Source organism: bacterium, from assembly GCA_030685015.1.
In the GTDB taxonomy this organism is placed as follows: Bacteria; CAIWAD01; CAIWAD01; order CAIWAD01; family CAIWAD01; genus CAIWAD01.
The window spans coordinates 38,513-53,458 of the sequence record JAUXWS010000025.1 but is presented as its reverse complement, the minus strand read 5'-3'; the positions used below and the strand labels follow the sequence as shown (position 1 = coordinate 53,458).

Sequence of the window (14,946 nt, the reverse complement as noted above, 5' to 3'; positions counted from 1 at the left end):
GATCCAGTTCCAACAGCTCCTTGTGATCCAGGTCCTCCACTCTCATGGCGTTTTCCTTTCTCCAAATCGAGGGAGAAGCTAAATCATTTTGATCGAATATTCATCGCATCACATGAAACAGAAGTCGAATGTACATGCTCATCATCACGTCCAAATTCTGGCCCGAATACTGCAACAAGCTTGCTTGCAAGGCAGCAACCCTGCCTCTGTGGGTCCAGTTGGTGTGAATCACCCCGGCTCCAGTCCACCGTAGCGACCGGTGCGACTGGAGCCGGCGGTGGACGCGCCGCACCGGACAGCCAGCCGGCAACACGGGCATGTGCGATGCCCCGGCCCAGCCGAGGCCCGGAGAACTGAAACACAACAAGGGGGACTCCATGAACAGGAACTCAAAATTCGGCATCAAGGCGCTTGCCGCGGCCGTCGTGGTTGCGGTCATCGCCACGGGATGCTCCACCACGCCGCTGCGCACCGAGGCCTCGACCTCGGGCATCAGCGCCGCCGAGGCGGTGGGCGCGGCGGATGTGCCGCAGGCCGCGCTCTACCTGCAGCTGGCCAAGGAGGGACTGGAGCGCGCCAGGTCGCTGGCGGCCAAGAATGACCATGAAGAGGCCGCGTCCATGCTGCTGCGGGCCGAGGCCGACGCCGAGCTGGCCGTGATGCTGTCGCATGAGGACGCCGAGAAGGCGGAAGCGCTCGCCGCCATCGAGCGGGTGCGCAAGCTTCGGCAGAGCAGGCGCTAGCAGTTGGTCCGGCCAGGGACCTGCCACCAATTGAACTGAAAGGAATGGATCCATGAGAACGAGTCAACTGGTCATGCTCGCCGCCGGTGCCGCCATCCTGGCCGGCTGCGCGGCAACCGTGCCGCACGAACTGACCGGCGCCCGTGAAGCCTACCGGCGCGCCAACACCGGACAGGCGGCCGAGGTGGCGCCGGTGGAGCTGCACAACGCACAGCAGGCGCTCCTGCTGGCCGAGAAGTCCTTCGAAAAAAGCCCCAAGTCCTTCGTGACACGCGACCTGGCCTACGTGGCCCAGCGCCGGGCGGAGATCGCCGTGGCGTCCGTCTCCATCGCTCTCGAGCAGAAGCGCACGGCCCAGGCCAAGACCGACCTGCAGACGACCCAGACGGACATCACGAAGCAAACCCAGGAGGACCTGAACAAGGCGCAGAAGGCCTTGGCCGAGTCGCAACGTCAGAGCGAGCTGGCCCGCGAACGCCTGTCCAATGAGCAGGAGGCGCGTCTTGCCGCCGAGGCCAAGACAGCCCAGGCCCTGGCCGATCTGGCCGCCGTGACGGAAGAGGCCCGCGGCCGGGTGATCACCATCTCCGGGAGCGTGCTCTTCGCGTCCAACCAGTCCACCCTGCTGCCCGCGGCCCGGACGCGCATCAACCAGGTGGCGGACGTGCTGTTGACCACGGGTGAGCGCAACCTCATCATTGAGGGACACACCGACTCGCAGGGTTCCGACAGCCACAACCTCGCCCTTTCCCAAGCTCGTGCCGACCGCATCCGCGACGTGCTGGTGCAGAAGGGCTACGCGGCGAGTCGCATCCAGACCCGGGGCCTGGGAGAAGGTCGCCCCATCTCCGACAACACCAATGCCGAGGGGCGGGCCAACAACCGCCGCGTCGAGATCATTGTCGAGCCGGTGCAGCGCACGTCCCAGGAATAGCATCGACCAGAGGCGCAATGGTGCACCATGTGACCAGCAATGGACAAAGGGGGATCCCGTGAACCAGGATCAAGTGGCGGGCAAGTGGGAGCAGCTCAAGGGCAGGGCGAAAATCGCCTGGGGCGGCCTCACGGATGACGACTTCATGAAGGCCGAGGGATCCGCGGACAAGCTCTATGGCTTGATCCAGCAGAAATACGGCGACACGCGCGAGGCAATCCAGAACAAGCTGGACGCGGCCAATCGGGAATAGGGATGCTGTGTGGGGAGAGGGCGTGGCAGCGTAGCCAAGCCATGGCCGTGCTGCGCGCCCGATCCTAACCGGGAAGGAGATCATCATGTTGTGGACTGTTGCAGTGGTGCTGCTCGTGTTGTGGGTGCTGGGAATGGTGTCGTCCACCACGATGGGTGGATTCGTGCACCTCCTCCTCGTGCTCGCCGTGGTGGCGGTGGTCATTCGGCTGATCCAGGGCCGCCGCATCGTGTGAGTCGGTGCGTAATCAGGGGTCGCAAGGGCGACTCAAGGGGAGATACTGGTATGAAGACCTACAAGTATGTGCTGGCCTGTTGCCTCGTCCTCATCGTCGCGATGGGCTGCGCCAAGCAGGATGAGAAGCAAGCGGCCCTGGAGCGGGAGACCGCGATCGCCGCAGCAAAGGTCGAGCAGGCTGAGGCCGATTTGCAGGCTGCCCGCCAGGCCGAATTGGAATACACCTACACCCAAAAGGCCGAATTCGTCACGCGGATGAAGGCCGAGCTGGCGGAGATGCAGGCCGAGATGGACCGCCTGAACGGCAAGGTCGATCGCACCACCGGAGCGACCAGGGCCGAGGCAAGGAAACAACTGGCCGCCGTGCGGGCGCAGTGGACGGAGGCCAAGCGTCAGTTGGACCTGGCCGAGAGCGCGGACGAGTCCAGCTGGGACAAGGTGAGGGCCGGCTTCAAATCGGCCTACCTCGATTTGAAGAAATCCTACGACAACACGCGTCAGTGGCTGAGTGACAAGATCGAGCCCTGATCCCCCCGGGTCGGCGTGGGCGGGCGCCGCCGCCCGCCACGCCGATGCAGCATCAGGCTTCAACCAGACCGGGAAGGAGCGCACCATGATTTCGCTGCGTCGCGCGGGTGAACGCCGCCAGGACCGGCGACGCCACCATGAGGTCTGGCTGACCTTCTACCCCGCCAGCGGCGCCGAACCGCTGGCCTTGGGTTTCGGCACCCTGCGCACCCTGGATGAGAACCGCTTGCCGCCCGGCGCCACCATCGCGCCCTATCCGCGCCAGGAAGCCGAAGTGATGACCTACGTGCGCGAAGGATCCCTGGCGCAGGAGGACTCGGCCGGGAAATCGGGCATCGTGCTGGCCGGCGAATTCCAACTGGCCAGCCTTGGCCCACTGGTCCGCCACAAGGACCGCAACGCCTCGCAGACCGATTGGGCACACGTTCTGCGCCTGGACCTGGTGCCGACCGAGGTGGGGCTGCAGGTATCGGTCGATCAGAAGCGCTTCCCCATCGCCGACCGCCGGGGCCGGCTTTGCCTCGTTGTCTCACCCGATGGGCGCGGCGGATCGTTGCGCATCCACCAGGACACCCTCATCTACTCGACCCTGCTCGAGGTCGGCCAGCATGTGGTGCATGAGCTGGCCGCGGGCCGGATGGCCTGGCTGCATGTGGTGCAGGGCGAGGTGGCGCTGGGGGATCACCTACTGACCACGGGCGACGGGGCCGGGGCGTCGAAGGAACCCACCCTGTCCTTCACGGCGCGTGGGGACAGCGAGGTCCTGCTGCTGGACATGGGTCCACCACCTCCTCCCGCCCGGAACCGCCGGCACTGATGGTGGTTCAGGCCGGGGACAGGCTGCCCGACCGCGTTCTGCCCCCATCCACCGGCGTCCCCCGCGTCCCTGTTCCACCCGCTTGTCCCCGCGATCACAGCCACCGACCCGCGCATGCTTCATGAGGCTTGTTCATCCTCGGCGTGCTCGTCCAAACAACCGCTCCACAGCCAGCGCCGCGTCTCGGCCACCAGCACGCCCTGCAGCAGCAGGAGGGCGACCAGATTGGGGATGGCCATCAGGCCGTTGGCGATGTCCGCCAGGTTCCAGACGGCGGGCAGGGACAGGCTGGCGCCCCCCAGCACGGCCAAGGTCCACAGCCAGCGGTAGGGCGCCACGGCGCGCGGCCCCCAGAGATACTCGGCGGCCCGCTCCCCGTAGTAGCTCCACCCCAGGATGGTGGTGAAGACAAAGGTGAGGAGGCCGAAGCTGAGGATGAAGGGACCGACGACGGGAAGGTCCGCGAAGGCGGCCCGCGTCAGGCCGGCGCCGGTCGCCCCGGTGGTCCAGGCGCCGGAGTTGACCACGACCAGGCCGGTCAGGGCGCAGACCACCACCGTGTCCCAGAAGGTGCCCGAGGCGGAGACGAGGGCCTGGCGCACCGGATTGCGCGTCTGCGCCGCGGCGGCGACGATGGGCGCGCTGCCCAGGCCCGACTCGTTTGAGAAGAGGCCGCGGGCGACGCCGAAGCGCAGCGCCTCGCGCACTCCGGCGCCCAGGAAGCCGCCCGCCATGGCGTGGCCGCTGAAGGCGGAACGCAGGATGAGACGCACCGTGTCCGGCAGGCCGCCGGCGTGGAGCAGCAGGAGCGCGAGGCAGCCCAGCACGTACAGGACGGTCATGATGGGCACCACCACCTGGCAGACGCGGGCGATGCCGCGGATGCCGCCCAGGATGACGGCGCCGGTGAGCAGGGCGAGCACGCCGCCGGTCAGCCAGACGGGGACGCCCAGGCTGTCCCGCGCCAAGCCGGCGATGGAATTGGCCTGCACCATGTTGCCGATGCCGAAAGCCGCCACCGCGGTGAGGGCGGCGAAGACGACGCCCAGCCATTTGAGGCCCAGGGCGCGCTCGAGCACCACCATGGGACCGCCCACGATGCTGCCGTCCGCCGCCTTTGTCCGGTACTTCACGGCGAGGAGGGCCTCGGCGTACTTGGTGGCGATGCCGAAGACGCCGGTCAGCCACATCCAGAGCACGGCCCCCGGACCGCCCGCCGCCACGGCCGTGGCCACGCCCACGATGTTGCCCGTCCCCACCGTGGCGGCCAGGGCCGTGGTCAGCGCGCCGAACTGGCTGATCTCCCCGGCGCCCTGCCCCGAGCGCTCCAGGGAGATGCGGATCCCGGTCATGATGTGGCGCTGGATGAAGCGCAGGCGGATGGTGAGGAGGAGGTGCGTCCCCAGGAGGAGAACGAGCAGGGGCGGACCCCATACGAGGCCGCTCAGGGTGGACAACAGGGCTTCCAGCCGCTCCATGGGCGCCTCCTTATTGAACCGTGGGCATGGGATGGTGTGACCGGGGCCGTGCCGGGTGGCGCGATCCCGCCCCAAGGAAAGGAAGCCGGACCGCCGGGCCAAGACCGGAGGCCACGCGGGTGAAGCGGGTCGATCAGATCCGTCGCTCGCGGATCGGCGCAGGCGCTACTCGTCGTCCGCGGCCGGCCGATGCTGGTCGCACAGGCTGGCGTAGGCCTGCCAGCAACCCAGGCGCTCGGCAAGCAGCAGACCGGGCTGGGCGCGGCGCCAATCGGCCGGGGCGGACTCCCGCTCCACGTCTAGGATGGCCTCCACCGTCGGGCGGGCAACCAAGTCCTCGCCGTCGGCCGCCGCGAAGATGCGCCGGGCCAGTTCCTTCTGCTCGGGGGCCCAGGGATCGGCCTCGACCACGGCCAGGACGCGCCCGTCCGGGTGAAGCAGCTCCACCCCCTCGTACTCGAGGAAGACGCCCGCCTGGCCGTGGCGGGCGCTCAGGCGCCGGGCGTGGGCGAGGAGCGCCTCCAGCTGGTCGTGGCGCGCCGCCTCGTCGTCCCCGTCGTGGATGGCGGCCTGGGCGGGGCTGAGAGTCAGGCTGAGGGGCATGGCGCAGGGTCCTCCCGGTGATGACCGTGCCAAGGTAGGATGGTGCGGGGGTCGCTGCCGTCCACCGTTTTCCAGGCCGGCCCCAATCGCCCATCCGAGAGGCGCCGCGACCTCAGACCACCGGGACGCGCACTGTCACCGCATGCTCCCGCTGATCATCGACCAGGCGGAATCCGCCCTGCCCCTGCTCCACGCCGTCCACCCATATCCGCGGCCCGCCGTGCCGCGCGTCGTCGGCGGCGACCTGCTCGACCTCGATGTGGTAGACCGTTTCCCGGTGGCGGTAGTGGATGGTCACTCCCGGCCAGTGCGCCGGCAGGAGCGGCGCCAGATGCAGATGATCCCCTTCCAGGCGAAGGCCCAGCAGGGATTCCACCAGGAGGCGATACATCAGCCCGGCCGAACCCGTGTACCAGGTCCAGCCGCCCCGGCCCGTGTGCGGCGCCACGGCGTAGATGTCCGCCGCCATGACATATGGCTCCACCAGATAGCTCTCCATCGCCTCCGGCGAGGCCGCATGGTTGACCGGGTTGATCATCGCCGCCAGTTCCCAGGCGCGCCGCCGGTCTCCCAGGGCGGCGAAGGCCATGGCCGCCCAAATGGCGGCATGGGTGTACTGGCCGCCGTTCTCGCGCACTCCGGGCACATATCCCTTGATGTAGCCGGGATCGAGTTCCGTCTTGTCGAAGGGTGGATCCAGCAGTTGCACGATGCCCTGGTCGCGTCGCACGAGCCGCTCGTCCACGGCCTCCATCGCCTGGCGGACATGGTCGGCGGAACCGGCCCCGGAGAGGACGGACCAGCTCTGCGGGATCGAGTCGATCCGGCATTCACTGTTCTGCCCCGAGCCCAGGGGGGTGCCATCGTCGAACCAGGCGCGGCGGTACCAGGCGCCATCCCAGGCGTGCCGCTCGAGGTTGGCGCGCAGCTGCGCGGCCGACTCGTCGCACCGGTCGGCGAAGGCCGCGTCACCCCGCCGACGCGCCAGCGGGGAGAATCTGCGCAGCACGTCGCAGAGGAAGAATCCCAGCCAGACGCTCTCGCCCCTGCCTTCGATGCCCACCCGGTTCATGCCGTCGTTCCAATCGCCGGAGCCGATCAGGGGCAGTCCATGCGCGCCCACCGCCAGTCCTCGTTGGATGGCCCGCACGCAATGCTGGTAGAGGCTCTCCACGACGGCGGAGTGCCCGGGCAGGTCGTAGTAGGATTCATCGTGCGGATTGAGCGGACGTCCTTCCAGGTAGGATGAGGCTTCATCCAGCACGCCCGTGTCGCCCGTGCCCTCCACATAGTGGCAGGTGGCCTGCACCAGCCAGAGGTAGTCGTCCGAGCAATGGCTGCGCACACCGCGCCCGGAGGGCGGGTGCCACCAGTGCTGGACATCCCCATCGAGAAACTGCCGGCTTGCGCACAGGATGATGTGGGCGCGCAGCAGCCGCGGCTCGGCATGGAGCAGGGCCATGGCGTCCTGCAGCTGGTCGCGGAAGCCGAAGGCGCCGCCTGACTGGTAGGCTCCGCTGCGGCCCCACATGCGGCAGGCCAGCGTCTGATAGAGCAGCCAGCCGTTGGCCAGGACATTGAGCCGGGAGTCGGGGGTCTCGACCTGGACAGCCCCCAGGGTGTGGTTCCAATACTGCCAGACACCCTCGAGCGCCCGTCGCGCGGCATCGGCGCCGCGGTGGCGGAGCAGCAGGCGGCTGACATCGCCCTCCCCCGGCCCGCCCGCCAGGCCAAGGCGGAACCTGATCTCCCGCTCTTGACCAGGGGCCAGCTCGAAGGCCACCTGGATGGCGGCGCAGGGATCCAGTCCACAGCCCCTCCTGCCCGACAGATGCGTGCGGCCCAGGGCGGCCGGGTTCGCCAGGCTGCCGTTGCGCCCGATGAACTCGGCGCGGTCGCAGGTGAAAGTGCGTTCGGCCTCGTCCACGTCGAAGAAGGCGACATGGCCCGGAAACTCCGTGTTGTAGTGGCTGCGCGCCAGGATGGCGCCGCTGGCCGCATCAAGCTCGCAACACACGTGCCGGGCCGCCCTCGTCCGCAGGTCGCCCAGCACCCACTCCACATAGCCCGTCGCCGACAGCCGGCGCGGACGGTCTGACTCGTTGCGCACCTTGAGCACGGTGAACTTGACCGCCGCCGCCATGTCGACGAACACCCACAGCTCGGAGCGGATGCTCTCCTCCACGTGCTCGAACACGCTGTAGCCGAATCCGTGGCGGCAGGCATAGGCCGTCGATCCGCGTCGGGGGAGCGGCGTGGGCGACCAGACATGGCTACTCTCCTCGTCGCGCAGGTAGGTGGCCTCCCCGCCTGCGTCGGAGACCGGATCGTTGTGCCAGGGCGTCAGCCGGTACTCATGGGCGTTCGTCCCCCAGGTGTAGGCCTGGCCGCTCTCCGAGACGACGGTGCCGAAGAATGGATTGGCCAGGACGTTGACCCAGGGCGCCGGCGTCAACTGCCCGGGCATGGTGGTGATGACGTACTCGCGCCCATCCGGCGTGAAACCGCCGATCCCGTTGCCAAGGATGAGATCCGGCCGGTGCGTCTTGCTTGAGGTCGGCCGCCCGGGCCGATGGGTGCGCGCTGGCGCCAACCGCGGCGGGTCCGGCAGGGCCGCCGGGCCGCGGTCGACCTGTTCCACCAGGCTTCCCCGGCTGTCGCTGAGGATGACCCGGGCGACGCTCTGGAAGAGCAGGCGGTCCTCCTCGGCGATCTGCTCCACCGAGCGCACGAAAACTCCCCCCGGGCGCTCCCAGGCCGTCGATTCCCGCCCCCCGGCCACCAGCCCCAGGATCTGGTCCTGCAGCACCTGCCGGTAGCCGGCGCGGTCCTCGTTCCAGATGACAAGATCCACCGCCAGGCCTTTGAGGCGCCAGTAGGCATGGGCCTGGATCAGCTGGCGCACCAGGTCGATGTTGTCCAGGTCGGCGATGCGCACCAGGACGATGGGCAAATCACCGGAGATGGCGTAGCTCCACAGGCCGGACTGCCCGCGGCGGTTGGCGGCCAGCACGCCATGGTCGGCACGCAGGGAGGCGTGCGAGTACATGATCGTGTTGGCCAGGCGGCAGTACAGCTGGGCGTCCGCCTCGCGGGCGTTGATCTGGCGCAACACCACCTGGGCATGGGTCCAGGCCAGCTCGAAGACGCGGTCGGCCAGCCGGCGGTCCTGATACTTGCCGGCCAGGGCGAGGGCCTCCTCGCGACCGACGGCGAGACCGTAGACCAGGTCCACCGTGACCGTCTGCTCCGGCTCCAGGGTGATGCGGCAGCGGATGGCCGCCACTGGGTCCAGCACGGATCCCTGCCGGCCGTCAAGCTCCCCGCCGGCGTCCAGCGCCCGCGGCGCGGAGGTGTCCCGGCCCCGGCCCAGGAAGTGGGCGCGGTCTGTTCCGCATGAATAGTCGGTGGCCACCGCGTCATGCACGGCCAGGAGGTGGAGCATCCACGGCACCCGCTCGTCGCGGGAACGCGGCCGCCTGGTGGCGAGGATCAAGCGGTTCCCGGGGATGATCTCCGTTTGCACGAAGAGATTGCTGAAGGCCGGATGGAGTTCGTCGGCGACCTGGGGCGCCAGCACCACTTCCGCGTACGTGGTGATCTCGATCGTGCGGGATCCGGCGGCGCGATTGGTGATGCGGACGCGGCGCAGCTCGATGTCATCCTCCGGCGACACCACGATGTCCGTGTGGGCCTCGAAATCGAAACCATCCTTGCGGTCGCGGCGATGGAACTCGGCGCGTCCCTCGGAGAAGATCGCCTCGTAGTGCTCGGCGCGTCGACGGGTCGGGTGATGCGTGGTGGACCAGACGGTGCCGCTCTCCACGTCGCGCAAATAGCAGAAGATGCCCCAGGCGTCCCGCGTGGCGTCCTCGCGCCAGCGGCTGACGGCCAGGTCCATCCAGCGGCTGCTGCCGCCACCGGCGTGGGTCACCATCACATGGTAGCGGCCGTTGGACAACAGTTGCACCTCCGGAACAGGCGCATCCACCTGGCTCAGCACGCGATAGGACATTTCCGGCGGGCCGGCCCCGTGTGGCTGGCCCTCGGGTCCCGCCGGCAGGGCGTGGATCGTCGCACTGCGGGGAATGCGCTCCTGCAGCAGAAGGAGAGTGGCCTGGAAGATCGGCTCGGATGTGAAGTACCGCTGCAGGGGCCGATCCAGCAGCAGATGGGCCAGGGCCAGGAGGCTCATGCCCTGGTGGTGGGCCATGTAGGAGCGGACCAGGGATTGGGATTCTCCTCGCCGCTGGCGAGCGGGCGTGTAGTCGATCGCCTCGTGGAATCCGAAGGATCCTTCCGCGCCCGCGGCGGACAAGCGCTGCAGGTTGCGACACGCCTCCTCCGGCGCCACCATCAGCGCCAGCGCCGTCGCATAGGGCGCCACGACGACATCCTCGGCCAGGCCGCGCTTCAATCCCAGCCCCGGCACGCCAAAGGCTCGGTACTGATAGTTGAGCTGGGCGTCCACCGTGTTGTAGCCCGATTCCGACATGCCCCAGGGCAGGTCCAGTTGCCGACCATGCTCGATCTGCCGCGCCACCGCCGCCCGGGCCGTCTGATGCAGCAGCGTGTGCTCGAAGGTCGGCATCACCAGCAGCGGCATCAGGTACTCGAACATGGAGCCGCTCCACGACATGAGGGTCGGCTCGCCGCCCGCGGTCGTGAGCAGGCGTCCCAGCGCGAACCAGCCCTCCTGGGGCACCTGTCCCTGGGCGATGGCCACGAAGACGGCGAGGCGCGCCTCGGAGGCGAGCAGGTCGTAGCAGCTCCCGTCCAGTCGTCGCTCGTCGACGCGGTAGCCGATGCTGAGCAGGTGGGATGACCTGTCGTAGAGGAAGCTGTAGTCCATCTCCGCCAGTTCGCCGGCCAGACGCGCCAGGCGCCGGATCTCGGCGATGCGGATCCGGGCGCGCCCGATGGCCAGGTCCAGCTGCTGCCACTGGGCAAGCGGCCCGGCGGTCGCGACCAGCCCGGACAGCGCCTCCAGGGTGGGGATCCTCCCATTCCCGCTCCCGCCGGCGGATGGCTCCGGCCAGGGGGAGAGGAGGGCCAGCTCGTCATGCGCCGCCTCGCACTGGTCGGCCAGGGTCCGGGACCACCAGCCCGCCCGGCCCGCCGCTTCGACCCGCCGATCCTGGGCGATCGCCCCCGCCTGTTGCCTGAGCTCCTCCAGCAGATCTCGCGTCTCCGCCACGGAGGTCGGCCGTTGGCGCAGCGCGGAGGCGACCTCCTGCCGGAACGCGCCCGCAAGGGCGGACGCGTCGTCACCCGCCGACTCCTCCAGGATCTCCAGGGTGTCGAGCACGCCGTCCAGCCATCGATCCCCAAGGATCGGGCGGTCGAGCAGCGAGAGGAGGCCCGCCCGCAGCGTGAGCAGATGGCCGCCCAGATTGCCGCTGTCCACGGTGGAGATGTAGGCTGGCGGCAGGGGCTTCAGCAGGATGGTGTCGTACCAGTTGTAGAAGTGTCCCCGGTGGCGCTCCAGGCCCGCCATCGTCTCCAGGGTCCGGGCGGTGCGCTCGAGCAGTTGTCCGGCCGTCAGGTAGCCGAAGTCGTGGGCGGCCAGGGTGGCCAACAAGGACAGCCCCATGTTGGTGGGCGAGGTGCGGTGCGCCAGGGTGGCTTCACGGTATTCCTGGTGGTTGTCCGGAGGCAGCCAGTTGTCCCCCGCGCCGACGAAGGTCTCGAAGAAGGCCCAGGTCTTGCGGGCCGTGCGAGCGAGGAAGCGGCGCTGCGCCTCGCTCAGCCGGGCTTCATGCTGAGGGACGGGCCGGCTGATCATCCAGGTGATGAAAGGGGAGCCCAGCCACAGGAGGAGGACGGGGCCAGCCACCGCCAGCGTGGCCGGAGCGGAGATGGCCAGCCAGGCGGCCGTGCCGGCCGCGAGCAGGGGACCGGCGGCCATGCTGCGCAGCGAGGTGGCGAGATCGCCGCGACTCTGCTTCTCCTGCTCGCCTGACGAGTTCCACTCCAGCAGTCGACGGTGCGTGAAGCACAGTCGCCCCACGGTGCGCAGGATCGCCCCCAGGCTGTACCACGCCTCGTGGGGCAGCGTGGACAGGTTGAGTCCCGTCTGGAAGATGCGCCGGCGGGCGGCGTGCGCGACAAGGGCCAGATGTTGGCCGGCCTGGGCTTCGGCCGGTTTGCGGATCGCATCAAGCAGGATGGCGAGCACGGGCGGAGCCGCCAGCACGCCCAGCACGGCCAGCGTCCAGAAGCCGGCGGCGGCGAACACTGTCCACCCCAACAGCAGCAGCAGAGTCAGGGCGGCGGGCACCAGGCTGCGGCGCAGGTTGTCGAATACCTTCCAGTGCGAGAGAGCCGAGAGCGGGTTGGGCCGGGATCGACCGTCAGGACCGGGCACGCGCGGCAGCAGCCAGGAGGCGATCTGCCAATCACCGCGGATCCAACGGGTGCGGCGGTCCACGTCGGCGCCATAGCGGGACGGGTACTCCTCGAAAACCTGGACGTCGCTGAGCAAGCCCGAGCGGGCATGGCAGCCCTCGAGCAGGTCATGGCTGAGGATGCGGTTCTCCGGCAGGCGGCCGCGCAACGACCGCTCGAAAGTCTCGACCTCATAGATCCCCTTCCCGATGAAGGATCCCTCCCCGAACACGTCCTGATACACGTCGGAGACGGTGCGCGTGTAGGGGTCGATCCCCGGCTCGCCGCCGTGCAGGCGCGCGTAGAGCGACATGCCGGCGCCGGGCAGGCTGGCGCTCACCCTCTGCTGGAGGATGCCGTAGCCTTGGATGACCCGTCCCAGGGTCTCGCTGTAGACAGGCCGGTTGAGCGGATGGGCCATCGAGCCAACGAGGCGGCGGGCGGCGTCGCGGGGCAGGAGCGTGTCGGTATCCAGGGTGATCACGTAGACCACGCCGGCCAGCATCGCCCGGGGCCCGGCCACCAGGGAGAAGCCGCGCTCGTCGCCTTCACGCAGCAGGCGGTTGAGATCCGCCAGTTTGCCGCGCTTGCGCTCGTGGCCCATCCATGTCCGGTCGTGGGGATTCCAGCGGCGCGGACGGTGGAAGAGGAAGAAAGAGCCCTCATCCCCGTTCTTGTAACGGGCATTCAAGCTCTCGATGCGTTCCCGGGCCTGCTGGAGCAGCTCTCCGTCGCCGGCCAGTTCCTCGGCCTCCGCGTCGGGGAAATCCGTGAGCAGGCCGAACAGCACGTTGGGGTCGCGGTTGCCCAGGAAGCGCACCTCGAGGGCTTCGGCCAGGTGGTCGATGCCTTGCGGGTGGGTGAGCAGGGTGGGGACGACCACCAGAGTGCGCGATGCGGGTGGAATGCCGGCGGAAAAGTCCATGCGTGGCAGCATGTGCGGCGAGGCAAGCAGGGTGGCCAGCCAGTTCACCACCGCCACCGCCAGCTGGCTGGCCGCCAGGAGCGCCAGCAGGATGACAGGTGGCAGGATCCAACCGGCGGGGCCGTCCGCCCGCGCCAATGCGGCCAAACCCGTGGTCGCCGACAAGGTGATGAGCGAGATGGCGGCAAGATAGAGCGCCAAGGGCGCGCGGGCCGCCTGGCGCCGGAGGCGGGCGGCGAGACGCAGGCGCGCACCGGTGGCCTGTTCCAGCCCGGTCAGCCCTTGGTCGATCAGGTGATAGCCCACGTGGGCGGTGCGGTGCCCCGCTCCGTGTCGCTCGGCGCCATCCCGGGCCAGGTCGAGGGCGTGGCGGGCCACCATCTCCTCCGGCAGTCCGCCCGTCTTGGCCACCCGCTCGACCACATGCCGGTAGTTGTCGCGACTGGCGAACTCCATGCGGGGGTAGGCCCCGCCCGGATCCTCGCGCAGGACCTCCTCGACCAGACTCATCCCCTCGACGAACTCGCGCCAGTCCATGGTCGACAGGAGGCGCAGGCTGCCGATGCTGTTGCTGATCGAGACCTGATCGGCCGCCTGCCGCTGATTGCCGGAACGCACCAGCTGTTCGATGCTCAGGCCCGACTCGGCCAGATGCTGCTCGATCCAGGTGAGGGGCAGGGCCAGGGCGGCGCCTCGACCCTGCAGGCGGCGGGCCAGCTCCGAAACGAAGGGCGTGGTCATGGGTGGCAGGGAGCGGGCCATGTCGGCCATCACCAGGATCAGGTTCTTCGGATCCTGTCGGAGGATCTCCGTCAGGCGGCGGGCCCAACTGACGGCCAGGTCGCGGTCCGCCCGGCCGGCGGCGACCCGCACGGCGACGCGGCGCAGATTTTCAATCAGGGCCAGGCGCAGCATGATGGGAATGGCCCACAACTCGCCCAGCCGGAGCGTGGCGACTGTTTGATAGGCCGCGATGAAGCGGCGCAGGGTCTCAGGGTCCACCCGCCCATCGCCATGCGCGATCGTCTCGAGCGCGATGTCGTAGACGCGGGGAAGCCCGGCCGAGACGCCTTCGGCCAGGCTGGGCAGTTCGCGGCTGTAACCCTTGGGCAGGTGGCGCCGCGCCGTGAGGATCTGCTCCTGGATGAGATGGACGTTGTCGAGCAGCCATTCGCCGGCGGGCGTGATGCGGTGTTTCCCGGCAACCGCCGCGGCCAGCAGGTCACAGGTGTCGCCGAGCACCCGCTCATTCCCGGCCAGCCTGGACAGCAGCTGATCCGGCACGCGTCCCCGCCTCAGCTGGTGGGTGGCGGCAAGCCGCGCTCCGTGCCGCTCCATCTGCTCGACGCTGAACAGCTCCGCCCGCAGGGGCGGTTCTTCGCCGCCGAAGACCGCCGGCACTCTCCCGCCGGCCGCCTCCACACCCGACGCATCCCTCCCCCAGCGGCGCCAGAGCCGTGGAAGTCCGCCACCGCCTGTCCTTCCCGATGATCCCACCCATGTCTCCCAGCCGCGCGACAAGGCGGCGGTTGCGCGACGAGGCATCCCATGGCCGGCTCGGCCTGCACACTGGATCCGGCGCAAATTCCGGGCCGGCGCCACGCCCGGCCCGGTCAAAGGGCAAAGCCCGGCGCCAGCCCCTGGCGGTGGTCGCCGACACCCATTGTGATGGAGCGACCCCCTCCATTTTGATGGAGTCGTCCGCGCGCCGGGGTCCGCCCAGCCCGCGGCCGCCTTCGCGGCCACGCTTCCTGGAAGTGGCACGCATCCTGCAATGGCGTCGGCGGACAGGACAGCCCTTTCCGCAGGCGGCCAAGGCCCTGTGGTGTTCAACCGGCTCCGGCCACAGGAGATGCTTCTGGGGCGGGAACCGGCGTTTTCTGTGGCCGGCGCGCGACGGGAGGCCGTCATGGAAGGAGTCGACGTGAAGCCATTATCCAGTCCGACCAGGCAGGCTGTCGTGGATCCTCCTCACATCATGCGGTGGGAGGACGACGGCGGCCAGTTCCGGGAGACGCCTGGGCGTCTTCCCGCGCCGCTT

9 protein-coding genes are annotated in these 14,946 nt (G+C 69.0%); 6 read left to right on the top strand and 3 right to left on the bottom strand.

Annotation, left to right across the window (positions count from 1 at the left end):
- Positions 1-377 precede the first annotated feature (377 nt).
- The 6 genes from Q8O14_02845 to Q8O14_02820 all read left to right on the top strand — a co-directional run bounded on the left by Q8O14_02845 (position 378) and on the right by Q8O14_02820 (position 3,512).
- A complete protein-coding gene (locus Q8O14_02845) occupies positions 378-743 on the top strand; it encodes a DUF4398 domain-containing protein (protein MDP2359679.1) in 366 nt (121 codons plus the stop codon).
- Between the two features lie 52 nt (positions 744-795).
- A complete protein-coding gene (locus tag Q8O14_02840) occupies positions 796-1,677 on the top strand; it encodes an OmpA family protein (protein MDP2359678.1) in 882 nt (293 codons plus the stop codon).
- 58 nt (positions 1,678-1,735) lie between these two features.
- A complete protein-coding gene (locus Q8O14_02835) occupies positions 1,736-1,930 on the top strand; it encodes a CsbD family protein (protein ID MDP2359677.1) in 195 nt (64 codons plus the stop codon).
- Between the two features lie 85 nt (positions 1,931-2,015).
- Entirely contained in the window at positions 2,016-2,165 is a 150-nt protein-coding gene (locus tag Q8O14_02830; GenBank protein ID MDP2359676.1) for a lmo0937 family membrane protein, read from the top strand.
- A gap of 50 nt (positions 2,166-2,215) precedes the next feature.
- Positions 2,216-2,695 (top strand): hypothetical protein, encoded by a 480-nt coding sequence (locus Q8O14_02825; protein ID MDP2359675.1) that lies wholly within the window; start codon positions 2,216-2,218, stop codon positions 2,693-2,695.
- Between the two features lie 85 nt (positions 2,696-2,780).
- Positions 2,781-3,512 (top strand): pirin family protein, encoded by a 732-nt coding sequence (locus tag Q8O14_02820; GenBank protein ID MDP2359674.1) that lies wholly within the window; start codon positions 2,781-2,783, stop codon positions 3,510-3,512.
- A 119-nt stretch (positions 3,513-3,631) separates the two neighbouring features.
- Here Q8O14_02820 and Q8O14_02815 read toward each other — a convergent pair whose 3' ends face one another.
- From Q8O14_02815 to Q8O14_02805, 3 genes are all read right to left on the bottom strand, one after another.
- On the bottom strand, positions 3,632-4,990 hold the full coding sequence (locus Q8O14_02815) for a sodium:alanine symporter family protein (protein MDP2359673.1): 1,359 nt from the start codon (positions 4,988-4,990) through the stop codon (positions 3,632-3,634).
- A 165-nt stretch (positions 4,991-5,155) separates the two neighbouring features.
- Complete coding sequence (locus Q8O14_02810) at positions 5,156-5,593, bottom strand: hypothetical protein (GenBank protein ID MDP2359672.1); 438 nt, start codon at positions 5,591-5,593, stop codon at positions 5,156-5,158.
- Between the two features lie 112 nt (positions 5,594-5,705).
- The gene (locus tag Q8O14_02805; protein MDP2359671.1) at positions 5,706-14,306 is read right to left on the bottom strand and encodes a glucoamylase family protein; all 8,601 of its coding nucleotides are present in this window, start codon (positions 14,304-14,306) and stop codon (positions 5,706-5,708) included.
- Between the last annotated feature and the right edge of the window lie 640 nt (positions 14,307-14,946).

Excerpts from the sequence above, each read along its gene's own strand:
- Q8O14_02830 (MDP2359676.1), top strand. The coding sequence starts at position 2,016 with ATGTTGTGGACTGTTGCAGTGGTGCTGCTCGTGTTGTGGGTGCTGGGA.
- Q8O14_02845 (MDP2359679.1), top strand. The coding sequence starts at position 378 with ATGAACAGGAACTCAAAATTCGGCATCAAGGCGCTTGCCGCGGCCGTC.
- Q8O14_02825 (MDP2359675.1), top strand. The coding sequence starts at position 2,216 with ATGAAGACCTACAAGTATGTGCTGGCCTGTTGCCTCGTCCTCATCGTC.
- Q8O14_02820 (MDP2359674.1), top strand. The coding sequence starts at position 2,781 with ATGATTTCGCTGCGTCGCGCGGGTGAACGCCGCCAGGACCGGCGACGC.
- Q8O14_02810 (MDP2359672.1), bottom strand. The coding sequence starts at position 5,593 with ATGCCCCTCAGCCTGACTCTCAGCCCCGCCCAGGCCGCCATCCACGAC.
- Q8O14_02815 (MDP2359673.1), bottom strand. The coding sequence starts at position 4,990 with ATGGAGCGGCTGGAAGCCCTGTTGTCCACCCTGAGCGGCCTCGTATGG.
- Q8O14_02840 (MDP2359678.1), top strand. The coding sequence starts at position 796 with ATGAGAACGAGTCAACTGGTCATGCTCGCCGCCGGTGCCGCCATCCTG.